Annotated in this window: 21 protein-coding genes; 10 read left to right on the forward strand and 11 right to left on the reverse strand. The window is 62.8% G+C overall.

The window, feature by feature from the left end:
* Positions 1-79 precede the first annotated feature (79 nt).
* From AB6N07_RS20545 to AB6N07_RS20565, 5 genes are all read left to right on the forward strand, one after another.
* Positions 80-1051, forward strand: a complete 972-nt coding sequence (locus tag AB6N07_RS20545) for an SDR family NAD(P)-dependent oxidoreductase (protein ID WP_370674913.1) — start codon at positions 80-82, stop codon at positions 1049-1051.
* A gap of 195 nt (positions 1052-1246) precedes the next feature.
* Complete coding sequence (locus tag AB6N07_RS20550; RefSeq protein WP_370674914.1) at positions 1247-2989, forward strand: alkaline phosphatase; 1743 nt, start codon at positions 1247-1249, stop codon at positions 2987-2989.
* Between the two features lie 77 nt (positions 2990-3066).
* Positions 3067-3522, forward strand: a complete 456-nt coding sequence (locus AB6N07_RS20555; RefSeq protein ID WP_370674915.1) for a hypothetical protein — start codon at positions 3067-3069, stop codon at positions 3520-3522.
* Between the two features lie 3 nt (positions 3523-3525).
* A complete protein-coding gene (locus AB6N07_RS20560) occupies positions 3526-4212 on the forward strand; it encodes an ABC transporter ATP-binding protein (RefSeq protein WP_370674916.1) in 687 nt (228 codons plus the stop codon).
* Positions 4209-5501, forward strand: coding sequence for an FtsX-like permease family protein (locus AB6N07_RS20565; RefSeq protein ID WP_370674917.1), 1293 nt, complete (start codon positions 4209-4211; stop codon positions 5499-5501). Before AB6N07_RS20560 ends, AB6N07_RS20565 begins: the two co-directional genes overlap by 4 nt.
* 43 nt (positions 5502-5544) lie before the next feature.
* On the opposite strand, the gene AB6N07_RS20570 is transcribed toward AB6N07_RS20565, so the two are convergent.
* From AB6N07_RS20570 to AB6N07_RS20580, 3 genes are all read right to left on the reverse strand, one after another.
* The gene (locus AB6N07_RS20570) at positions 5545-6453 is read right to left on the reverse strand and encodes an endonuclease/exonuclease/phosphatase family protein (protein ID WP_370674918.1); all 909 of its coding nucleotides are present in this window, start codon (positions 6451-6453) and stop codon (positions 5545-5547) included.
* Positions 6454-6589: 136 nt separating this feature from the next.
* Positions 6590-7534: a zinc-binding alcohol dehydrogenase family protein gene (locus AB6N07_RS20575; protein WP_370674919.1), complete on the reverse strand. Its 945-nt coding sequence runs from the start codon at positions 7532-7534 to the stop codon at positions 6590-6592.
* Positions 7535-7560: 26 nt separating this feature from the next.
* Complete coding sequence (locus AB6N07_RS20580; RefSeq protein WP_370674920.1) at positions 7561-8061, reverse strand: DUF4405 domain-containing protein; 501 nt, start codon at positions 8059-8061, stop codon at positions 7561-7563.
* 32 nt (positions 8062-8093) lie between these two features.
* On the opposite strand from AB6N07_RS20580, the gene AB6N07_RS20585 reads away from it, so the two are divergent.
* Complete coding sequence (locus tag AB6N07_RS20585; RefSeq protein WP_370674921.1) at positions 8094-8609, forward strand: MarR family winged helix-turn-helix transcriptional regulator; 516 nt, start codon at positions 8094-8096, stop codon at positions 8607-8609.
* Between the two features lie 13 nt (positions 8610-8622).
* On the opposite strand, the gene AB6N07_RS20590 is transcribed toward AB6N07_RS20585, so the two are convergent.
* Positions 8623-9528: a LysR substrate-binding domain-containing protein gene (locus AB6N07_RS20590; protein WP_370674922.1), complete on the reverse strand. Its 906-nt coding sequence runs from the start codon at positions 9526-9528 to the stop codon at positions 8623-8625.
* A 244-nt stretch (positions 9529-9772) separates the two neighbouring features.
* A complete protein-coding gene (locus AB6N07_RS20595; RefSeq protein ID WP_370678288.1) occupies positions 9773-11176 on the reverse strand; it encodes an L-serine ammonia-lyase in 1404 nt (467 codons plus the stop codon).
* 104 nt (positions 11177-11280) lie between these two features.
* Between AB6N07_RS20595 and AB6N07_RS20600 the strand changes: the two genes are divergently transcribed.
* Together AB6N07_RS20600 and rnd are read left to right on the forward strand one after the other, a co-directional pair.
* The gene (locus AB6N07_RS20600) at positions 11281-12711 is read left to right on the forward strand and encodes a deoxyribodipyrimidine photo-lyase (protein ID WP_370674923.1); all 1431 of its coding nucleotides are present in this window, start codon (positions 11281-11283) and stop codon (positions 12709-12711) included.
* Between the two features lie 76 nt (positions 12712-12787).
* The gene (gene rnd / locus AB6N07_RS20605; RefSeq protein WP_370674924.1) at positions 12788-13936 is read left to right on the forward strand and encodes a ribonuclease D; all 1149 of its coding nucleotides are present in this window, start codon (positions 12788-12790) and stop codon (positions 13934-13936) included.
* An 87-nt stretch (positions 13937-14023) separates the two neighbouring features.
* Here rnd and AB6N07_RS20610 read toward each other — a convergent pair whose 3' ends face one another.
* From AB6N07_RS20610 to AB6N07_RS20630, 5 genes are all read right to left on the reverse strand, one after another.
* Positions 14024-15496 (reverse strand): exopolyphosphatase, encoded by a 1473-nt coding sequence (locus tag AB6N07_RS20610; RefSeq protein ID WP_370674925.1) that lies wholly within the window; start codon positions 15494-15496, stop codon positions 14024-14026.
* A gap of 31 nt (positions 15497-15527) precedes the next feature.
* Positions 15528-17735: an RNA degradosome polyphosphate kinase gene (locus AB6N07_RS20615; protein ID WP_370674926.1), complete on the reverse strand. Its 2208-nt coding sequence runs from the start codon at positions 17733-17735 to the stop codon at positions 15528-15530.
* 166 nt (positions 17736-17901) lie between these two features.
* Entirely contained in the window at positions 17902-18582 is a 681-nt protein-coding gene (locus AB6N07_RS20620; protein ID WP_370674927.1) for a hypothetical protein, read from the reverse strand.
* The gene (locus tag AB6N07_RS20625; RefSeq protein ID WP_370674928.1) at positions 18579-19700 is read right to left on the reverse strand and encodes an AI-2E family transporter; all 1122 of its coding nucleotides are present in this window, start codon (positions 19698-19700) and stop codon (positions 18579-18581) included. Before AB6N07_RS20625 ends, AB6N07_RS20620 begins: the two co-directional genes overlap by 4 nt.
* 9 nt (positions 19701-19709) lie before the next feature.
* On the reverse strand, positions 19710-20249 hold the full coding sequence (locus AB6N07_RS20630) for a CDP-alcohol phosphatidyltransferase family protein (protein WP_370674929.1): 540 nt from the start codon (positions 20247-20249) through the stop codon (positions 19710-19712).
* A 291-nt stretch (positions 20250-20540) separates the two neighbouring features.
* Between AB6N07_RS20630 and purM the strand changes: the two genes are divergently transcribed.
* Positions 20541-21605 carry a phosphoribosylformylglycinamidine cyclo-ligase gene (purM, locus tag AB6N07_RS20635; protein ID WP_370674930.1) on the forward strand — a complete coding sequence of 355 codons (1065 nt, stop codon included), beginning with the start codon at positions 20541-20543 and terminating at the stop codon, positions 21603-21605.
* 225 nt (positions 21606-21830) lie between these two features.
* Entirely contained in the window at positions 21831-22481 is a 651-nt protein-coding gene (gene purN / locus AB6N07_RS20640) for a phosphoribosylglycinamide formyltransferase (RefSeq protein WP_370674931.1), read from the forward strand.
* Positions 22482-22485: 4 nt separating this feature from the next.
* On the opposite strand, the gene AB6N07_RS20645 is transcribed toward purN, so the two are convergent.
* Positions 22486-23265 carry an SOS response-associated peptidase gene (locus AB6N07_RS20645; protein WP_370674932.1) on the reverse strand — a complete coding sequence of 260 codons (780 nt, stop codon included), beginning with the start codon at positions 23263-23265 and terminating at the stop codon, positions 22486-22488.
* Positions 23266-23382: the final 117 nt, after the last annotated feature.

Below are 23382 nucleotides of genomic sequence, written 5' to 3' on the forward strand. Positions count from 1 at the left end.
CCTCCTTTTTAGCTTAAAGCCAGGCGCCAGGCAACGGCTCGCCAGCCAAGAGGGGCGATCTCGGCATATGGAGACAGACATGACTTCAGCTTTCGGTGCAACCTCCACCACCGACGACGTGCTCGCCGGTATCGATCTTTCCGGCAAGCGTATTCTCGTCACCGGCGTTTCGGCCGGCCTTGGCGTCGAAACGGCCCGAGCGCTTGTCGCCCACAGCGCCTCGGTTGTCGGCGCGGCGCGCGACCTCAAAAAAGCAGAAACTGCAACGGCACCGGTGCGCGAGGCAGCGGCCGAAGGCCATGGCGCTTTCGAGCTTACCGAACTCGACCTCGCCTCGTTCGCCAGCATCCGCGCCGCCTCCGACAGGCTTGTCGCCGATGGCCGGGCGTTTGACGTCGTCATCGCCAACGCCGGTGTCATGGCGGCTCCCTTCGGCCATACAGCCGATGGCTTCGAGACGCAGTTCGGCACCAACCACCTCGGCCACTTCCTGTTCGTCAACCGGATCGCCGGACTGATCGCGCCGGGTGGACGCCTCGTCAACCTCTCCTCCGCCGGTCACCGCTACGCCGACGTAGACCTCGACGACCCGAACTTCGAGCGCACGCCCTACGACCCTTGGATTGCCTATGGCCGTTCGAAAACTTCCAATATTCTGTTCGCCGTGGAGTTCGACCGTCGGCACCAAGCGCGCGGCGTCCGCGCGGCGGCGGTGCATCCGGGTGGCATCAACACCGAACTGACCCGACACGTTGGCGTCGACAGGCTCAAAACCATGGTTGAACGCATCAATGCTGACCTCACCGCAGCCGGCAAGCCGCCCTTCCGGTTGAAAACCATTCCGCAGGGGGCCGCCACCTCCGTCTGGGCCGGCGTTGTCGCTGATGCTGACGAGGTGGGCGGTCGCTACTGCGAGAACTGTCATGTTGCGCCGGTCACCCAAAGCCCGACTGATCCCATCTCGGAAGGCGTCCGCTCCTACGCGCTCGATCCCGATCGCGCCAAGGCGCTGTGGGCCAAAAGCGAAGAATTTGTCGGTGAACGCTTCTAGCGCCGACCTCTCAACACCGGCCGGCAGTCGGATAAGTTATCGACTGCCGGCTAACCCTTTAGATAAATTACAAATATTTTTCAGTCCCTTACATGTCACAGGGGCTTCATGAGTCCGTCACGCCAGCGTCATGGCCCCTGCCTACCAAGGAACGCGCGCGCTTTTCGACGCGATCCAATTTTACGGGGGCACATTATGCGGACTCTTCTTCTGGCGCTTGCCGCCAGCACGGCTTTGATCGGCACGGCCGGCGCTGCCACTGTTTATCCGCTCGACCGGGCGACCATCCTCGCCGGCTCTCCCTTCGACTTCAAGGTGGAGTTCAAGGGCACGGTAAAGGCCGAGGACGTCAAGATTGCCGTCAACGGCGCTGACTACAAGGCCGCGCTCGGTGGCGAAGTCGAATTCGTCGCCTCCGAAAAGGGCAAGGACGACGCGACGCTCGGCTCAGCCGTGTTGCTGCGCGGCGTGAAGATCAACAAGGCTGGCGCCTATACGGTCGATGTTACGGCTGGCGATGAGACGAAGTCCGTCACCTGGAACGTCTACGCAACGCCTGAGACGCCCAAGGCCAAGAACATCATCTTCCTGCTTGGCGATGGTCTCTCTGTCGCCCACCGCACTGCCGCCCGCCTGATGTCGAAGGGCATGACCGAAGGCAAGGCCAATGGCCGTCTCGCCATGGACGACCTCGATCATATGGCCTTCATCGGCACGTCTTCGACCAACGCGATCAACACCGACTCGGCCAACACCATGTCGGCCTACATGACCGGCCACAAGACGGCGATCAACGCCCTCGGCGTCTACGCCGACCGCACGCCGCCGTCGCTCGACGACCCGAAGGTGGAGAACATCGCCGAGGCGCTGCGCCGCACCACCAAGAAGTCGATCGGCGTCGTCGTCACCTCCGAGATCGAGGACGCCACGCCGGCCGCCGTCGTCGCCCATACCCGCAAGCGCGACGACAAGGCCGACATCGTCGGCATGCTCTATAACGTTAAGCCGGAAGTGGTGCTGGGCGGCGGCTCGGCCTACTTCCTGTCAAAGGACGTGCCTGGCTCCAAGCGCAAGGACGACAAGGACTTCATCAAGCTGTTCCAGGACGCCGGCTACAAGCTCGCCACCGACAAGACCGAGCTTGAGAAGGCCGCCGGTTCGGACAAGATCCTCGGTCTGTTCCACCCCGGCAACATGGACTATGCCCTCGACCGCATGCAGCTCAAGAAGGGCACCGTCGACAAGTTCCCGAACCAGCCGGGCCTCGTCGAGATGACCAAGGTTGCCCTCGACAATCTGTCGAAGAATCCAGAAGGCTTCTTCCTGATGGTCGAAGGGTCCTGCATCGACAAGGCCAGCCATCCGCTCGATATGGAACGCGCCGCGTTCGAGACCATCGAGTTCGACCAGGCGATCGCCGCGGCTCGCGAATTCCAGGCGAAGAACCCCGACACGCTGATCGTCGTGACCGGCGATCACACCCATGGCGTTTCGATCGTCGGCACCATCGACGACACCATCGGCAAGGAAGGTCGTGAGAAGTTCCTGGTCGGCGCCAACGCCGGCTTCCCGACCTACACCGACGAGGACAAGGACGGCTACCCCGACAAGATCGACCCGAGCCGCCGCCTCGCCATGTTCGTGTCGAACTACCCGGACCACTACGAGACCTTCAATCCGAAGCTCGACGGGCCGTTCGAGCCGGCGGTGAAGAACGAAAAGGGCGAGTATGTCGCCAACGAGAAGTACAAGGACGTGCCGGGCGCCATCTTCGTCGAAGGCAACCTGCCGAAGGACGAGTCGACCGGCACGCACACGGTTGACGACGTCGTGCTGCAGGCCGCCGGCCCCGGTGCCGAAGAGTTCAAGGGCTACATGGAAGAAAGCGACGTCTACAAGGTGCTCGCTGACACCTTCGCCCTCGGCGTGAAGCAGTAATCTCCACGCAAACCATCGCGGGCCGGACGGTCGACGGCCGTCCGGCCCGTAGCTTTTTCTCGCAAATGGAGACTTCCATGCCCCCTATGGCAGTCCCTGCGGTTAGCCGCCGGACATTTCTCACCGGCCTAGCCGCCCTCTCTTGCTCAGGTATCGCCAAGGCCGGCGACACGCTGACTTTCGACGAGCTCTACGGCAAGGTGTCGGTTCTCGGCCTTGCCTTTTCGGACAAGGTGAAAGCGCTGAACGGCAAGACCGCATCAATGAGCGGCTTCATGGCACCACCACTCAAGGCCGAAGCCAAGTTCTTCGTGCTCACCGAAATTCCCATGGCGCTCTGCCCCTTCTGCTCGTCGGACGCCGACTGGCCCAGCAACATCGTCGTCGTCTACATCGACGAGAAGACCACCTTCGTGCCACCGTCGCGGCTGATCGAGGTGACAGGTACGCTTGAGGTAGGCTCCTGGACCGATCCCGAGACGGGTTTCGTCAGCCTGCTGCGCCTCGTCCACTCCTCCTTCGAGACGGTGTGAGCCATGCTGCCGCTTGTCCTTTCCAACGTTGCCATATCCTTTCCGGGTCTCTCACAGCCAGTCCTCGCCATTGATGCCCTGACGATTCCAGCCGGTGGGCGGCTCGCCGTCACAGGTGCGTCCGGTTCCGGCAAGAGCACCTTCGTCAACCTGGTTTCTGGCCTCGAACGGCCCGACAATGGCACTATCCGTTGGCAAGACATCGACATCGCGACACTGTCGGAAAGCCGCCGCGACCGCTGGCGAGCAACAAACGTCGGTCTTGTCATGCAGGATTTCCATCTGTTCCCCGGCCTTGCCGCCATCGACAACGTGCTGCTGCCGGCCCGTCTTGCCCATGCCGCCACGGCCGAGGTGAAAGCGCGAGCCCACGAGCTTCTCGCCCGTGTTGGCCTCACGCGGCCGAACCAGTCGGTCGAGACCATGTCGCGCGGCGAGATGCAGCGCGTCGCCGTGGCGCGCGCCCTGCTTCGCCGGCCCGGCGTCATCATTGCCGACGAGCCAACCGCCAGCCTTGACGCCGAAGCAGGCGCCGAGGTCGGCCGGCTCCTCCTGGAGCTTGCTGACCAGGAGGGTGCCACGCTGCTCGTCGTCAGCCACGACGAGCGGTTGACCGGGCGCCTCGATCGCCGCATCCGCCTCGTTTCTGGCCGCATCGTCGCCGACACTGCCACGGAGACGTCATCATGATCCGCTTCATCCTTGCCGATCTCCGTCGCCTCTGGGCCGCCTCGCTGGTCATCGTACTGCTGGTGGCGCTCGCCACCGCCCTAGGTGTCGCGGTGACGCTGCAGGAGCGCGCGCTACGCCTTGGCTCGGCACGCGCAGCCGACAAGTTCGACCTGATCGTCGGCGCCCCCGGTTCGGAAACGCAGCTCGTGCTCTCATCGGTATTCCTGCAGCCCGCGGCGCTGCCACTGATGCCGGGCGAGGTGTTGACCAAGCTTGCCGCCGATCCCCGCGTCGCCTGGGCGGCTCCGATCGGCTTCGGCGACAATTTCAAAGGCTACCCTATCGTTGGCACCACCACGGCGCTGATCTCCGGCACGACGACTGGTTTCATCGAAGGACACATGTTTGCACGCGAGGGTGAGGCGGTGGTGGGCTCGGGTGTCGAGCTGCCGATCGGCGCCGAAGTAAAGCCAATGCACGGCGCGGCCGATGAAGGCGGTGAAACGCACGCGGACAGCACCTATCACGTGGTCGGCAAGCTTCAGCCGACCGGAACAGCCTGGGATCGGGCTGTTCTCGTTCCCATTCAGGCGGTCTGGCACATCCATGGCCTCGGCGAGGAGCATGAGCACGGGGGCGAGGCTGTCGCAAACGGCGCATCCCCCGCCGAGGCACAGACCAGCCAGACAGCGGCCGCGGGAGGTGAGGAGCACCACCACGGACACATCGACGCGGACGCACCGCTCAACGAAGACTTCAGCCGCCAACTGCCCGGCCTGCCGGCGGTGCTTGTCAAACCGAAAACGATCGCCGACGCCTATAAACTCAGACAAGAATACCGCACCGACAGCACGACGCGCGCCGTCTTCCCGGCAGAGGTTCTGACCTCACTTTACGCCACGCTCGGCGATGCCCGAACCGTACTGATGTATGTCGCCTATGGCGCGCAGGCGCTGATCGCCGCGGCGCTGATGCTGATCGCCGTGATCCACGTCGCCCAACGGCGCAAGCAGATCGGCGCACTCCGAGCCTTTGGCGCGCCTCGCTTTGCAGTATTCGGAATCGTCTGGCTGGAGTTGCTATTGCTTGTCGTCCTCGGCGTCGGCGCGGGTTTCGGGATGGGGTATGCCGCAGCCGAATTCCTGGCCGGCCTGTTCACCGCGCAAAGCGGTGTTCGCATGCCGGTGGAATTCACCGGCGCCGATGGCCTGCTGGCCGCGACCTTGATCGCCTTCGCAGCGCTCATGGCGGCGCTTCCGGCGCTGCTCGCCTATCGCCAATCTCCCGTGGAAGCGCTGAGGAGCTGAACGCGCGGCCCGCTCCGATCAAGCGGAGCGGACCGTTGCCTGGTCAGAACTTGACGCGTGCGAAACTCGAGCGATGATCGGACGGCCACGGTGTTACGACGACGTCGGCCTGCGGCGCTTTTTCACCAACAATTCCTGCCTTTAGCACTTCCAGCGACTTCGCCCTGCCGAAGGTGAAATCGATACGGTCGTGATGGTCTGAAGGATCGTTCGGCTCGCTGGTCGGCGTCCACGTGAACGCTGGCTTGGCCACCTCATCGGGGAAAACCTTGCGGAAAAGATCGACGAAACCGTCGGCCTCGACCCGCGCAGTAGTGGGAAACGCAACGGCAAGCGGCTGATGACCGGCCTTGACCGCCGCTTTGGTCCAGTCGTGGAACGAGGGTTCGTTGAAGTCACCGAACAGGAATACCGCATCGGCACCGTCGGCGGCTTTGAGGTCGGCTTCCAGCAAATCAAGCGCCGGACCACGCGCCGCCTTGGCAGCGGCAATCGCCTCATCAGCCGTCTTCAGATTGGGCTCCGCGCCATATTTGATGTTGAGCAACTGATAAGGTTGGTACGGATAGTCGGTCGGGTGGATATTGAAGGCCCAGACCTTGCGACCATCCACATCGATCGGAGCACCAAGTTTGTTCGGCGTCAGCGGGCCGATTGGATAACGGCTCAGGATGGCGTTTGCCCACAGCGCCGGGTTTCCGGCATCTTGCTCGACATAGTGGTAGCCGAGCTTTTCGGCCAGCGCCTTAGCGATACTTGGCCCGGTCGGCACACAGGATTCGGCCGTGCAGGGATCGGGCTCGGGCTTGACCTCTTGTACGCCGACGATGTCGGGGGAGACTGCACGGATGGCGGCGGCGGTTTCATCGACGGACTTGCCTGCGTTCTGCCCGCCACCCCAAATATTGAAAGTCATCACAGTAAGTTCTGTGGCTGCTGCGATCGACGGCACCACGGCGACGACAGTGCAGGCCAGCAGCGTCGCGCGAAAGCACGTTGGCATGAAAATCTCCGGGCGGTAGACAATTGGCGGCGAGATTGCCGCCTGCCGTGAGGCTAGCAGGCGCCAATGACACTCTATCGACGGCTCAGGGGGTAAAGACGATGCGGTGACCGTCGTCGGGTTCGCCCCAGACGCGCTCGATGTCAGTGAGCGACACGGGCCGGGCAGCGATGGTCAGTCCAGCCGGCACCGCTGCCCCCAGCACGGCGCCGGCAGCCATTACCAGTCGCTCAAAGGGTACCGAGCCGACGCCGCTGCCCATCAGCTCGATCGCCGAAGCACGCAGCACGGCACTCGGTAGGGTGATCGTTTCGCCGCTTACCGAGCCAACCTCGACAAAACGAAGCGGCATTGCATCGCGACCGGACTTGGCGGCGGCGATCAGCAGCCGCTCGGCACTCATGCCCCAGAGATAGTCGATCACCACGTCGATGCCCTCGGCGCATGCTTCGCTGAACCGCCGTTCCAATATGTCGGCATCGTCGTCGAGCGCGATCGTCGCGTCGGCGCCAATTTCGGCGAGGGCATTGGCGTTTCGACCGGTGGCGATTACCCTCGCTGCGCCGAGATGTCTTGCGATCTTTACAGCCAGACGGCCGGAAGCACCTGTGGCGCCATTGACCAGCACCGTTTCGCCAGGCTTGAGCTTGGCTCGCTCGGTTAGCGCAACCCAGGAGGACATGCCGGGATTGGCGATGGCAGCTGCCGTTATGTCATCAAGGCCAACCGGCAAGTCGATGCAATGTTCGGCCCGCACCAGTGTCTGCTCGGCCAGCGCGCCATGAGGCGCCTCGGGCAAGACGAAGTAAACGCGCCGACCATCGTCGGTGAGGCCGACACCGTCGACACCGGGCACGAAGGGAAAGGCGTTTGACGAGCTATAGTGGCGGCCGGATGCGCGGGCGCGGGTGACCTGGCTCAGCGCGGCGGCGGTAACCGTGACGCGGGCGAGCGAACCGGTCGGTTGCGGCTCCGTGAAATCGCCATAGGCAGGGGTGGCTCCAGCGGAGCGGACAATGGCAGCCTTCATGGCTGTTTCTCCTTCAGGTGTGGAATTCAGTTGAGAAAGAAGACGATGGCGAGCAGTCGGTTCTCATCGCTGCCGCTCCTCAGCGCGACGTCGCGGAGACTGTCGTCGCTATCGGCAACGATGCCATCGGCGGCGAGGCGCCCTATCACCGTCTCCGGAGCGTTGCGCGTCATCGCTGCCAGCGCGGCGATGGGCGCGTCCATGAGCGCTTCCTCAATCGGCCGTGCGATCTGCGGGCCGGTGATCAACCCCCAGGAAAACAACGCAGCGACCGTCAGCGCCGCAAAGATTGCGATGCTTACCCTGCCCCAGCCAGAGCTCAGGTGGTTACGGAAGGGGCGCCAGTTCAGGGCGAGATGAGCGCCGGCGCCGATGAGGAAGATCCAGGAGAACCATTGATGGACCACGGCAACAAGGCCGACGTCCAGTTCGAAAAACATCAGCACGCCAGTGATCGACATCAGCAGGAAAGCACCGATAACGAGAGGCGTCGCCCAACGGCGCAATGAGACCCTGATGGCTTGCATGGGCATTCCTTCCGGCGTCATTTATGTGTATAATGAGCATATATTTGACCCCACGAACGGAGTCAAGGAAAAGCGTGCAAAATACACTTAACTCTGACCAGATGCGCCAGTTGCATAGCGCCCTCCTCGACATTGTCGGCACTATGAACCGGCCGCAGCGCGATGAAGTGCTGATCCGCGAGGCCGGCATCCCGCTCGACCGGGCGCTATTTCCGCTCTTGGTCGGCATTGAGCGCTTCGGACCGATCGGGGTCGTCGAGCTCGCCGATCGAGCCGGACGCGACTACACCACAGTCAGCCGACAGGTGGCCAAACTGGAGAGTCTCGGTTTGGTGACGCGGCGCGCCAGCTTGGCCGATCGGCGTGTTCGCGAAGCGGTGGTGACGGAAAAAGGCAAGGCGACCACCGATCTCGTCGATGCGGCGCGCGAACGCATCGGCCGTAAGGTGTTTGAAAACTGGGATCCCCAGGAGTTCGACGATCTAGTTCGCTTGATGCGCAAGTTCGCCGATGCCATCGCCGATGGACTGCCTCAGGCGGACGGCTGAATGCCCGCCGCTTCTAAGGGGTAGCTTCGACCAAGATCCATTCCCGGAAGGCTGCTACGCTCGGATTGACAAGCGCAGCGCGCGGATAGATCAGGCTGTAGTTGAACGGCGACGGCTGGCTTTCGACAAAGGCGCGGACCAGACTGCCGTTGCGCAGGTCTGCCTCGACCAGCGAAGTGCGCACCAATGCGAAGCCCTCGCCACGCCGGCAAGCGGCGAGCATGTCGGCAAACGTCGGAAAGGACACGGCTGCCGCCATTCGATCGGCAAAGCCGGGGGCGACGCTTTCTGCATCGATCTGCTCAAACCAGCGCTGCCAGTCGAGCGCCGTGTGCCGTACGCCGTCATAGGTCAGGCAGGGAGCGGCAAGAAAGGCCTGTCGTTGCGGCAGCCGCTCGACCTGCGATGGCGCGCAAACCGCAAACTCATCATCCGTTGTCAGAGGCTCGGCTACGAGACTGCTCCCTCCTCCTCCTAGCCGAATCGCTAGATCGGCGCGCCCCGTCGAGAAATCCGGTGTCTGATACCCGATCGACAGCGCCAACTCGATATCCGGAAAGCGCTGGACGAAGCCGGCCAGTCGCGGCGCCAGCCACTGGCTCGAGAACTCCGGTGTCACTGACAGTTCTATTCTGTCACGGCCGGCATCGGCACGGGCGGTTCGCAAGGCCTCTTCGAGGCTGCGTAGCGCCTCTGCCACCGATGGATAGAGTCGCGCGCCTTTGGGAGTCAGACGAGCACCGGTGCGACCGCGTTCGAGGAGTGCACCACCAACCCAGCTTTCCAATTGGGCGATCTGGTGACTTACGGCCGTCTGCGTCGACCCCAATCGCTCGGCCGCCCGGCCGAAGCCTCCCGTCTCGGCGATCGCGCAGAAGGCTTTCAATCCGGCAATCGAGGGCAGCGGGCGGTTATTCATGAAATTTCTTCATGCTACGGCTGGAGACGTTTCATTTTATCCCCCTTTCATAGCATGGGAAATTTCCGGTCAGAAGCGAGACCGACCGGGAGCACCATCATGATCTTTCATGCCATTCGCTGGCTTTGGGCCCGTTGCCCCCGTCGGCGTCAAAAACGAGCCGATATCGCAACCTTAAGCGCCCATCTCCAACGAGATGTCCGCGCTGACGAGCCCTCAGTTTCTGAACGGTACCCCGACAGGGTCAGCAAGCCGTGACGTTGACGGCAAGACCGCCAAGCGAGGTCTCTTTGTATTTCGTCTGCATGTCGAGGCCGGTCTGGCGCATGGTTTCAACCGCCGCGTCGAGGCTGACAACGTGGCGACCATCACCGGCAAGCGCCAGCGAGGCGGCATTGATCGCCTTGATGGCGCCAAAGGCGTTGCGCTCGATGCAAGGGATTTGGACCAGACCGCCGACCGGATCGCAGGTCATGCCGAGGTGATGCTCGATGGCGATCTCGGCGGCGTTTTCCACTTGGGCGGGGCTACCGCCGAGGGCCGCGCAGAGGCCGGCAGCCGCCATGGCAGCCGCCGAGCCCACCTCACCCTGGCAGCCAACCTCCGCACCGGAGATCGACGCGTTACGCTTGATGAGGCCACCGATCGCCGCCGCCGTCAGCAGGAAGCCACGAAACCCATCGCGCTCACCACCGCAGAAGTCGCGATAATAGCGCAGCACGGCCGGCACCACACCGGCGGCACCGTTGGTCGGCGCGGTGACGACACGGCCACCGGCGGCGTTCTCCTCGTTGACGGCAATGGCAAAGCAGGAAACGTAATCCATCACCACCATCGGCGAGCGATCGTTGCCGGCCTCGCGCGCCTGAATCCGCTCATAGAGCTGACGCGCCCGTCGGCGTACACCGAGACCGCCAGCCAGCTCGCCATCGCGCTCGATACCGCGTTCGATGCAGGCGAACATGGCCTCGGCGATGTGGTCGACGACAGCTAGACAGTCCTTGTCCGCCTTGCGGGCGCGCTCGTTGTCGAGGGCTATGTCGGCGAACGAACGGCCCGTTGCGGCCGACAAAGCGAGCAATTCGGCAGCCGTGCCGTAGCGCCAGGGTAGTGGCGTTCCGCCGGCATGCTCTTCGGGCTCCCCCTCGCAAACAACGAAACCGCCGCCGATCGAATACCAAACCTCGGATAGAAGCTCGGCGCCGGTCACATCCAGAGCGGCAAAGCGCATGGCGTTGGGGTGACGTTCGAAAGTGGCGACGCAGTCGAAAATCACGTCGCGATCTGGATCGAAGGTGATCGCCCGGCCGTCCGGAAGAACCAGACGCCGCGCCGCGACGATGTCAGCCAACCTGTCGTCGGCGAGATCGGGGTCGATATCATCCGGGCGGAACCCGGCAAGCCCAAGAATCAGCGCCTTGTCGGTGGCATGGCCCTTGCCGGTCCAGGCGAGCGAACCGAAGGTCGTCGCCGTGACGCGAGCGACTTCCGACAGCCTCGCTTCCAAATGCTGCATGAAGACGAAGGCGGCGCGCATCGGTCCGACGGTGTGCGACGACGACGGCCCGATGCCAATCTTGAACAGCTCGCCAAAAGCGGCCGGCTGGCGGTCATCAGCGACAGCCGGCAGAATATCGGATGGCGAAATCAAGGCCGGCGATCTCCTCCGTTAGGCGCCTTGTGGCGCCCGAAAATTCCAAGCCATATGGCTTGGTTTGCAGTCGGCTGGCAAGAGCGATCGGAGCAGGCCATATGAGGGAAGATGAAAGCGCCAAGGCGCCGGTGATCGTCTGGTTCCGCGAGGATCTGCGGCTCGCCGATCATCCGGCGCTCACGGTTGCAAATGCCTCCGGCCGGCCGGTGCTCTGCCTGTTCGTGCTCGAGGAAGGCACCGAACGAAGGCCGCTCGGCGCGGCCAGCCGCTGGTGGCTCGACAAGAGCCTTGCCGCTCTCGACAATGACCTTCGCAAGCTCGGCGGGCGTCTGATACTGCGGCGCGGCGATCCGCGCCCCATCTTGTCGGAGATTGCCGCAAGCGCCGGGGCCTCAGCGCTGCACTTCAACCGTCGCTACGATCGCGAAGGAAACGAGGTCGATGAGGGCGTCACGAAGGAGCTGCGGCAGCTAGGTGTCACCGTGTCGAGCTACTCGGCATGGCTGCTGTACGAACCGGGCACGATCCGAACGAAGACCGGCAGTGCTTTTCGCGTCTTCACACCATTTTGGAAAGCGCATCGGCCACATCTTGCGCCCCGCGCCGCGCTGTCTCGCCGACCCGAGTCGATCTCCTTCTTCTTGGGCGATATTGCCTCCGAGCCACTTTCCTCCTTTGGCCTGCATCCCACACAGCCCGATTGGTCCGGCGGACTCGCGGCAAACTGGACGCCGGGCGAAGCCGGTGCCAAAGAACGGCTTCTGACCTTCCTCGATAAGGGGCTCTCCCGCTACGCCTTGGAGCGGGACTACCCCTCGGCCGGCGCCTCGTCTTGCCTGTCGCCGCATCTGCGGTTCGGCGAGATCGCCGTGGCGCGCGTTGTCCACGAGGTGATGAAGGCGGAGGTTACCGGCTCGATTCCAACCGACTCAGCCGAGAAGTTCCTTGCCGAAATCGGCTGGCGAGAATTCGCCTGGCACCTGCTGGCTGGCTTCCCCGACCTCGCAATCCGAAACTTCCAATCCGGTTTCGAGTCCTTCCACTGGCAGACGGACGCCAACGCTCTCAGGGCTTGGACCACAGGTCGCACGGGCTATCCGATCGTCGACGCCGGCATGCGCGAACTCTGGCAAACCGGTTTCATGCACAACCGCGTGCGAATGATCACCGCCTCCTTCCTCATCAAGCACTTGCTGATCGACTGGCGGCAGGGCGAACAATGGTTCTGGGACACGCTGGTCGACGCCGACCCGGCCGCCAATCCATTCGGTTGGCAGTGGGTGGCCGGCACCGGAGCCGATGCCGCGCCCTATTTCCGGATCTTCAACCCTATCGCTCAGGGCGCGAAGTTCGATCCAGGCGGCGACTATGTTCGCCGCTTCGTGCCGGAAATCGCCGCCCTGCCCGACAAGCTCCTGCACCAGCCATGGGAAGCGCCGCCGTTGTTGCGTCCGGCCTACCCACAGCCGATCGTCAATCACGAAGACGGACGAAAGCGTGCTCTCGCCGCCTTCGCGGCACGGCGATAACCACCCAGGGGATCGGGTGCATTTCGTAAGGCACAGCGGGCGACAAAGCGCTTTGCCTGCGCTATAGACGGTATTCATGTCGATGATCACAAGCACCTCCGCGCTCGCCGACGCCTGCGCCCACCTCGCCCGTTTCGACTTCGTTACCGTCGATACTGAATTCCTCCGGGAAAGCACCTTCTGGCCAAAGCTGTGCGTCGTGCAGCTTGCCAGCCCCGAACAGGTGTTCGTGGTCGATGCACTGGCGCCCGGTATTGACCTTGCCCCCTTCTTCGAACTGATGCGCAACGAAGCGGTGTTGAAGGTCTTCCATGCCGCCCGGCAGGACATCGAGATCGTCTGGCACCTCGGTGGATTCGTCCCGGTACCGCTGTTCGACACCCAGGTGGCGGCGATGGTCTGCGGCTTCGGTGATTCCATCTCCTATGACCAGCTGGTGGCGCGGATCACCGGCGTCGTACTCGACAAGTCGAACCGCTTCACCGACTGGTCGCGCCGGCCATTGAGCCAGGCTCAGGTTGACTACGCCGAGGCGGATGTCACCCATCTCCGCGACGTGTATCGCCATCTCGAGGACAGCCTCGCCCAGGCCGGTCGGTCCGACTGGGTCGACGAGGAAATGAAGGTGCTGACCTCCGAAAGCACCTACCATACCGATCCCGACGAGGCCTGGCAGCGCCTCAAGATGCGCGTCAAGAAGCCGCGCGAACTGATCATCCTGAAAGAAGTCGCCGCTTGGCGGGAACGCGAAGCGCAGAGCCGCGATGTGCCACGTTCACGTGTCATCAAGGACGACTGCATCTATGAGGTGGCAACGCAGGCGCCGACAACGCCCGAGGCGCTCGGCCAGCTTCGCACCATTCCCAAGGGCTGGGAGCGCTCGCGTTCGGGCGAAGACATTCTCGCCGCCGTGCGCCGCGCCCTCGAAACTCCCAAGGAAGATTGGCCGAAATTGCCGCGCCATCGTCAGGTCCCCGAGGGGACCGGCGCCGCCGTCGACCTGATGAAGGTGCTCCTGAAGCTGGTGTCCGAGGCCGAGGGCGTCGCCGCCAAGGTGATCGCCACCACAGACGATCTTGAGGATATCGCCGTTTCCGACGAGGCGGACGTTCCGGCCATGCGCGGCTGGCGGCGGGAAATGTTCGGAGAACAGGCGCTCAAACTGAAGCGCGGCCATCTGGCCATTACCTTCGACGGCAAAAAGATCATCGCCATCGATCGGTGATCCCGACACGTCCTATATTGCCTGCGCGGACAATCTCGAGAAGAAGCACTTCTGCAAGTGCCCCTTCTCGAAATGTCTTTTATTTGCCTACCCCGTGACGCGGATCACGCCGTCCTTGAAGCCGCCGACCTTCGCGAGCTGAACAAGGCGCTTCAGGAGGCGGTCGCCCGAGAGATCGCCGAGTTCGCCCGGCAGATTGAGGATCAACTGATCGCCCTCCATCGAAAGCCGGATACGCGGCAACACACCGGGCATCGAGGCGCTGACGAGATAGGCGACGCGCAGTACCGCGCCCAGTGTCCGCGCCCGTTCCTTGAGGCGGGTCGATGCCAGTTCGCGGATGCGCGGGGACACCGCGTCATCAAGCAGGCCGACATGCCGATAGAACACGGCGAGCGCCAGATAGGCTCTCCCCGGGTGGTCGATGCCGACGAAGGAGGCGTTGGAGAGGATGCCTAGGCTTTGCTCGCCGCGATAGTCGGGATGGGCGCGCCAACCGATATCCGAGACGAGACAGGCCGCTGTCCGCATGCGTTTCTCATCCTCGGTTTCATCGATACCGAGCAGCAAGAAGGCGGCATCCGACCAGGCGACCAGTTCCTTGGCGTGACGCGGCGAGCGAGAGCGCACCCAGTTGAGTTCCGACGCTGCCTCGATCAGGGGATCCTTGGAACGCTCCTCACTTGAGAGACGCTCGTAAAGATACCCCTCGCGAACACCGAGCGCCGAAATCACCACATGCGATGGGCGGATGGCCCGGATGACCTGCTCAAGGACCAGCGCGCCGTAAGGCAGCAAACCCCGGCGAGAACGGGAGACCACTTCGATCCGGTCGACACTTTCAGGATCGCGTCGGGCGACAACCCGGGCGAACTCCAGCGCTTCCTCGGCTCGGATGGAGTAGTTATGCATGACATGCAGCGGGTAGCCGGTCTCGTACATGTGCAGAAGGGCGAGCGAGCGCCAGGTGCCGCCCACCGCGAAGAAAGGCAGCCCGGCGCAAGGCATCTGCACGGCGGCAGGTTCCAGCGCGTCGGCAACGATTTTTTCGGCCTTGCGGATAGAGCCTTCGGAAGCCTCCAACAGACGTATGCCACCGAGCGGATAGGTGCGCCCGGTACCGACCATATCATTCTCGATGCGGATCAGCTCGAGGCTGCCACCGCCGAGATCACCAACGATGCCCGCGGGACGATTCATCCCGGACATGACGCCGAGCGCGGACAACCGCGCTTCGTCGGCACCCGACAAAAGGTTGACCTCGACGCCGCAGATCTGTTCGACGGCCTGCAAAAACTCGGGTCCGTTGGTCGCATCGCGAGCAGCGGCCGTGGCCAAGATATAGAGCTCCACCGAGCCACTCTGCTCGGCGAGGAGCCTGAAGCGGCGAATGGCGGCAAGTGCCTGGTTCACCGATTCCGGGTTCATCCGTCCAGTCGCAGCCAGCCCCTTACCGAGGCCGGCCAGCATCTTTTCGTTGAACAGCATGGTGGGCGCCCGCGAGAGGCGCTCATAGACAACAAGTCGAACAGAGTTGGAGCCGATGTCGATGACCGACACGGGGCCATAACCGGGCAACCGCCCGGGAGCTTCACACCGGCAGGTACTTTTCGTTCCGTCCGGCAATAGACTTGGGTGCATCGTTTTCAAGCGAGTGTCCACGTCCCGATAATGATGGGTGGGTCATGAAATAGCGGTGCGCGTTGAAAGGCTCTTCGCCTGGCTCCGGCACAATGCGTTCGTGGCCTCCGTCGGGCAGCAGGCGCCAGCTCTGCTGGTTGTCGCGAAGGTTAGCCACCATGATCTGATCGACAGCCTGGGCGTGCACGGTCTCCGTGGTTAGTGGCACCAGCACCTCGACACGGCGGTCGAGGTTGCGCGGCATCATGTCGGCAGAGCCGATGTAAACCGTGGCGCGGGGATTGGGCAATGGCTGACCGTTGCCGAAACAGAAGATGCGGCTGTGCTCGAGGAAGCGGCCGACAATCGACTTCACTCGAATGTTCTCGGAAAAGCCGGGAATCTGCGGCCTGAGGCAGCAAATGCCACGCACCACGAGATCGATCGACACACCGGCCTGGCTCGCCTCGTAGAGGGCGTCGATGATGTCCGCATCGACGAGCGAGTTCATCTTCATCCAGATCTGGCTGGTGCGGCCGGCCCGCGCATGCTCGATCTCCCGACCGATGCAGTCGATGATCGTCTTCCTCAACGTCAGCGGGCTCATCGCCAGAGCGTTGAGCGACTGCGGCTCAGCATAGCCGGTGATGAAGTTGAAGATGCGCGCCACGTCCTGGGCGATGGTCTTGTTGGCGGTGAAATAGCTGAGGTCGGTGTAGATCCTGGCCGTGATCGGATGATAATTGCCGGTACCGAGATGACAGTAGGTGGTAAGTTGCTGTCCCTCTCGGCGCACCACCAGAGACATTTTGGCGTGGGTCTTCAGCTCGAAGAAGCCGAACACCACCTGCACACCGGCTCGTTCCAGGTCGCGGGCCCAACGGATGTTGGCCTCCTCGTCGAAGCGTGCCTTGAGTTCGACCAGCGCTGTCACTGACTTGCCCGCGTCGGCCGCCTCGATCAGCGCGCGAACGATCGGGCTGTCGTTGGACGTGCGGTAGAGCGTCTGTTTGATGGCGATCACCTCGGGATCGGCCGCCGCCTGCCGTAGGAACTGCACCACCACGTCGAACGACTCATAGGGGTGGTGAACGATCAGATCCTTCTGGCGGATGGCCGCGAAGGCGTCACCGGCATGTTCGCGAATGCGTTCGGGATAACGCGGCGCATAAGGCTCGAACTTGAGATCCGGCCGATCGAGGCCGACGAGCTGGCTGAGATCGTTGAGGGCGAGCAACTCGTCGAGGAGCTGAACCTCATCGGGCATGCAGCCGACCGACTCGGTCACCAGTTGACGTAGCGCCACCGGGGTCGAGCGCTCAAACTCGGCGCGGATGACGAGTCCCTTGCGGCGACGTTTCAGGGCGCTTTCGAACAGGCGAACCAGATCCTCGGCCTCTTCCTCCACTTCGAGATCGCTATCGCGCAGAATGCGGAAGCTGCCCTGCCCGCGCACCGTATAGCCGGGGAACAGACGGCCGATGAACATGGTCACCACCTGCTCCAACAAGATGAAGCGGGCCACACCCGGATGGGACGTGTCATCGGGCAGACGAACGAAGCGATCGATCTTGGCGGCCATGCGGATGAGAGCCACCATGCTCTCGTTGCCACGCACCCTGACGAGATCAAGAACGATTGAGAAGCCGAGGTTGGGGATGAAAGGAAAAGGATGCGCCGGGTCGACGGCCAGCGGCGTCAGCACGGGGAAGACCGATGACAGGAAATAATCCTCGAGCCAGACCTCGTCGCCCGCCTTGAGCTTGTTGGGATCGACGAGGACGATGCCGGCCTTCTCGATCTCAGTACGAAGCTTGCGCCAGCGCGCCTGCTGCGCGTCGGCCAGCCGAGAGGCGGCTTCGGAAATCACTGTCATCTGCTCGGATGGCGTCAGCCCGTCGTCGGACCGGGTGGTAACGCGTTCGCGTACCTGCCCCTTGATGCCGGCAAAGCGCACCATGAAGAATTCGTCGAGATTGCTTGCCGAGATCGACAGGAAGCGCAGCCGCTCCAACAGAGGGTGGCTGGCGTTCTCGGACTCCTCAAGTACGCGGCGATTGAACCCCAACCAGGAGATTTCACGATTGATGAACCGCTCGGGCGATTCCATGGTCATCAACGGCGTTGTATCGGCTTTAGCCTCTATCGTATCGCTCACGGTTGCATCCGTTTCGCTCATCTCCACGACCTCACGCTCGCGGGGCTGGTAAGCCCAGGCTCCAGGCAGGACCGGCCGCTTGCGGTCAGTCTAGCTTACGGACCAAATCCATGCACGAGCTATGTGACAGTTTGTCTACGGCTTCCGATTCAGGCGACAATCTCTTCGTCGGCTTCCCATTTCGGGATCAACTTTCGCTTTCCGGCGCCAGCACCTCGGCAGCGATCGCCCGGGTGATGCGCCGGCCGCGGGCGAGCGATTCGCGATCAAGCGCATCGACAAGCGCGCAGGCGGCGGCGCACGACCGCTCCATGCGGAGCAGGATATAGTCGAGCACGCCGGCGTCGATGGCGAGCTGGCGATCGGCCAGAAGCTTGATCATGACCTTTTCGAGAAGCTCATCGTCGGGAGGGCCGAGGAAGGCCGGTTGAGCCGCCCGCAGTCGTGAAAGGAGGTCGGCAAGCGTCACGCCCCAGACCGATGGCACGGAATGAGCGGTGATCAGCACTGAGGCGCCACGTCCCCGTGCCGCATTGAGCAAGTGGAATAGCGCCTTCTCGTTCAGGCCGGGATCGTCGGCATCTTCCACCGCGACAGCGCCGGTCCCGACAAGCGCGGTTGGATCGGTGGAGGATAGGTTGGCCGCCGCGACGACGGCGGCTCGGCTCTTCGCCGCCCAAATGTTGACGAGATGCGTCTTGCCCGAGCCGTTCGGACCGATCAGCAGCACCACCGACGCCGGCCAATCGGGCCACGCATCGATAAAGGCCGCCGCCTCCCGGTTACCCTCTCCAACCAGGAAGTCCTCCCGGTTCATCGCAGCCTGATGTGGCATGGCAAGCGGCAACTGTCGCGGTTTCATGCTCATGGGGCGGAATCCTCGGGTGAAACAACCATCGTGCCTGTCGCGGGATCAGCGGCTCTGCCTGGATCGAGGCTGTAGAAAGGACTCTGGCGATACTTGGCAAAGGCGAAGCGGACCAGGACTGCCACCGAGGCCGCCGCCGGCACTGCGACCAAAAGACCGACAAAGCCGAACAGCGTGCCAAAGGCAAACAGGGCGAACATCAACCAGACCGGATGCAGCCCGATCGACGAGCCAATCAACTTGGGCTGGAGAATGTTGCCCTCGATAAACTGACCGACGGCGAAGATGCCGATGATGACGGAGATCCACGTCCAGTCCGGCCAGAACTGGTAGAGCGCCACGCCGATGGCGAGGCCACCGCCGACAATCGACCCCAGATAGGGGATGAAGCTGATGAGGCCAGCAAGCAGACCAATCAACAGGCCGAAGGACAGACCGGCAATCGACAGCGAAACAGCGTAAAATAGCCCGAGCAGCGCCGACACCGACACCTGCCCGCGCACGAAATTGGCAACGCCGATGTTCATGTCGCGCGCCAGCGCCCGGATGGTCTCCCGATGATGACGCGGCAGGTTGTCGTCAATGGTCGCGACCATACGATCCCAGTCGAGAAGCATGTAAAAAGCAACGACAGGGGTAACCACCAGCAATGAAATGACCGAGATCAACGTCTGGCCGCCATTCCATACCGACGAAATGAGCGTTGTCATGATGGTCGAACCATCGCTGAACAGCGCGCCGAGCGAACCGCGGATGTCGGTCGCCGAGATGCGGAGCGCTTTAAACAGGCGGGTTCCGGCCTCATGACTCAGCCAGCGCTGGGCGGCATCGAGATAGGCAGGCATATTGGCGATCAGGCCCTGGAGCTGGCTGCCCAGCACCGGCACGATGATCATCAGCGCCAACAGCGCCAATAGAACGAAGACAATAAGGATCAACGCCGTGGCCAGCGCCCGCGAAAGGCCAAGCCGCTCGAGGCGATCTGCCACCGGATCGAGCAGGTAGGCGAGTGCCATGCCGGCAACGAAGGGCAGCAGGATCGAAGAGAAGACATAAAGCAGCAAGCCGAAGGCCAGCGCCGCGCCAGTCCAGAAGAGAACGGTATTCCTTAGTTTCACGCGCTGTCCTTACCCTTGCATGAACGCAAGCCAGCCCCTGACGTAGGCGGCGGCGGAGACCAGGGTCAAGGCCGCCACGACCCAACCCATGATATCCACAAGCGACCCTAACTGCCATGCCAGACCAAGATCACCCAACAACAGGGCGGCGTAAAGAATCTGGGCCACCGTGTTGGCCTTGGAAATCAGCAGCGGCACGATCGGCACCGGCTTCGACGCCAGCCAGGAGACGATGACGCCACCGACGATCAGCACATCACGGCTGACCACCAGCACGGTGAGCCACATCGGCGCATGTCCAGTGGCTGCCAACACCACGAAGATCGAGACCAGCAGCGCTTTGTCGGCCACCGGATCGAGCAGGCGGCCAAGTTCGCTCGCCTGTCCCGGCACGTGGCGGGCAATGGCGCCATCGACGCCGTCGGAGATGCCGGCAATCACGAAGACGGCGAAAGCATAGCCGAAATCACCATCAAGCAGCAGCAGGACCACCACGGGAACGGCAATCAGGCGGGCCAGCGTGATAAGGTTGGGTATGGTCAATGGCATCCCCGGCGGAAGGTCGTCCGAAGCGTTCGCCGAACCGACCCGAACGTTAAATCGGCAAGACAACGCCGCTCGTCATCTGCCTGAGCATCCGCCTTTCGAGCAGGCCGGCCGGACTTAACCGGCGGATGCGTTGGATCATTTGAGCATCGCCGGCGTGGTTTCCAAGACCGACCTCCGGCCATATCAGCGGTTTTCCGGCACGAGAGGCGGGAAAGGCGCAGATTGGACTTGTCATTTTCCCTCGTTTCGGCTTCTTGCCGGATATCCATTGTAGCGGAGGCGCGAGGCTCCATGAACGGCAAGAACGGGCTCACCTATCGCGACGCCGGCGTCGACATCGACGCTGGAAACGCGCTCGTCGATCGCATCAAGCCTTTGGTCAAGGCGACACGGCGGATCGGGGCCGATGCCGATATCGGCGGCTTCGGCGGCCTGTTCGATCTCGCCGCCTGCAAATTTCGTGATCCTGTCCTGGTGGCGGCCAACGACGGCGTCGGTACCAAGCTTGCCGTGGCGATCGAGGCGGGCATCCACGGTTTCGTTGGCATCGACCTTGTTGCGATGAGCGTCAACGATCTGGTGGTCCAAGGCGCGGAGCCGCTGTTCTTCCTCGACTATTTCGCAACAGGGCGTCTTTCCGTCGATACTGCCACCGAGGTGGTTGCCGGCATTGCCGAAGGCTGCAAGATGGCCGGTTGCGCGTTGATCGGTGGTGAAACTGCCGAAATGCCCGGCATGTACAAGGACGGCGACTATGACCTCGCCGGCTTCGCCGTCGGCGCGGTCGAGCGGGACAGTGTTTTGCCACGTGACACCGTGCGGGCCGGCGATGTCATCCTCGGCATCGCCTCCTCGGGCGTTCATTCCAACGGTTTTTCGCTGGTGCGCAAGATCGTCGAGCGGTCTGGGCTTTCCTATTCTGCCCCATCGCCCTTCTCGGCGGATGAGACGCTTGGCGAGGCGCTGACCGTGCCGACCCGCATCTATGTGAAACCGGTCCTCGCCGCCCAGAAGGAAACGGGCGCCATCAAGGCACTCGCTCACATCACCGGCGGCGGCTTCGTCGACAACATCCCACGCGTGCTGCCTGCCGGTCTGTCGGCGCGCGTCGATCTTTCGGCCGTCGAAATGCCGAAGGTATTCGGCTGGCTGGCCAAAATTGGCGGGCTCGATCAGGCGGAACTGGTGCGCACCTTCAACTGCGGCATCGGCATGATCGCGGTGGTGGCGCCCGATGACGTTGACCGCGTTACCGCCGCGCTGTCGTCGGCTGGCGAGAAAGTCGTCCGCTTCGGTGAGATGGTCGCCGACCCCGAGGGACCGCGCACGTTGTTCGAGGGTGCATTGGAGCTTTGAAGGACGAGAGCGACGTGCGTTCCGACGAACGCAAATCGTTGCTCTAGAGCCTATCCGGCGAACTCAGGTTCGCCGGATAGGCTCTATCTCCTTGTTAAGACGCAATTCCGTACGCAAAACCGGTGTCCACTTTTGCTGGAATTGCTCTAGTTCTTTGTTGTCGCGTTGCTTTTTGCGGGAAACCGATTCCCACTTTCCCGCACAATGCTCGAGTAGGGACGGGTGATGGGCAAGCTCAAGGTCGGCATTCTGATTTCCGGGCGCGGATCCAACATGGCGGCGCTGGTCGATGCGGCGCGGGACCCGGCCTTTCCGGCCGAGGTGTGCTGTGTCCTCGCCAACCGTCCCGATGCCAAGGGACTCGACTTTGCCCGTGAGCGCGGTATTCCGGCCGTTCTCGTCGACCATAAGGCTTACGCTTCCAAGGCCGAGTTCGAGGCGGCAGTCACCGGCGCGCTTCTCGCCCATGGTGTCGACTTCGTCTGCCTTGCTGGCTTCATGCGCATCGTTTCCCCTGCCTTCATCGAGCGCTGGCATAACCGGCTGATCAACATCCACCCCTCCCTGCTGCCGTCGTACAAGGGGCTCCATACCCATGAGCGGGCGCTTGCCGATGGCGTCAAGCTGACCGGTTGCACCGTGCATTTCGTGCGGGACGAGATGGACGTGGGACCGATCGTCGCCCAAGCGGCCGTGCCGGTGCTCACTGGCGACACCCCAGACAGCCTGGCGGCCCGCATATTGACGGCCGAACATCGCCTTTACCCCCTCGCGGTGCGGCTGATTGCCGAGGGCAAGGCCACGGTCAGGGGTGAAATCGTCGATGTGGCACACGATGCCGTCGACGAAACCGGGCGACTGTTCTCGGCCGGCTAAGCCGTCAGAACAGGCTACCCTGCGCCGGCGGCTCGTCTTTGTCGGAGGTCGGAGCGATCTTTTGCTCGACCGGTTCCGCATCGATTGTGAGCGGTTCGGCGAGCGGGGCGATCAATGCCTCGTCGTCATTGGCTACGCTGTTCGCCCGCTCACTGACCGGGATCGCCTCTAGCAGGTCATCGGCGGCCGGCCGCAGCAAGTGAGCGACGTCGCGCGGGCGACGGTTGCCGCAGTCGAGCCATTCGTCCCAGTCCTTGGGATCCAGGATCACCGGCATCCGGTCATGAAGGGTCGCCATCAGCTTGTTGGCCAACGTCGTGAGGATGGCGCCGGTATCGATCTCGCTACCATCCGATCCAAGCCACGTTTCGCTCAAGCCCGCGAAAGCCATGGTCGAGCCATCGCGCGGGCGGATGTAGTAAGGCATCTTGGCCGTTCCCATCCGCCGCCACTCATAAAAGCCGGACGCCGGAACGAGGCAGCGGCGGTGGCGCATCGCCGTCCGAAACGACGGCTTGTCGGCGGCGGTTTCGGAACGCGCGTTGAATAACAACGACTGGGTTTGGGCATCCTTCGTCCAAGCGGGAATAAGCCCCCAGCGCACAAGACGAGCGTGCCGTATGCCATCAAGACCAGCATCAACGATGGCGATGGGCTGCGTCGGCGCGATATTGTAGCGGTGGCTTATGTCGAGAACACGCGGCTCATAGGTCGGATCGTAGCGGTACCCGAATAGGTTCTGCAGCGCCCTCAACGACTCGATGAGCACAAACCGACCACACATGCACCGACCTCAATAACCATCTGTTTGGCGAAGACCGTGATATCTGCTTTACCCATTGCGAAACAAATATCGTCGTAAGGTATTTGGCAACCTTGACCGCGTTATGTTTCCGAAAGC

Origin of the sequence: Pleomorphomonas sp. PLEO (assembly GCF_041320595.1) — a bacterium.
In the GTDB taxonomy this organism is placed as follows: Bacteria; Pseudomonadota; Alphaproteobacteria; order Rhizobiales; family Pleomorphomonadaceae; genus Pleomorphomonas.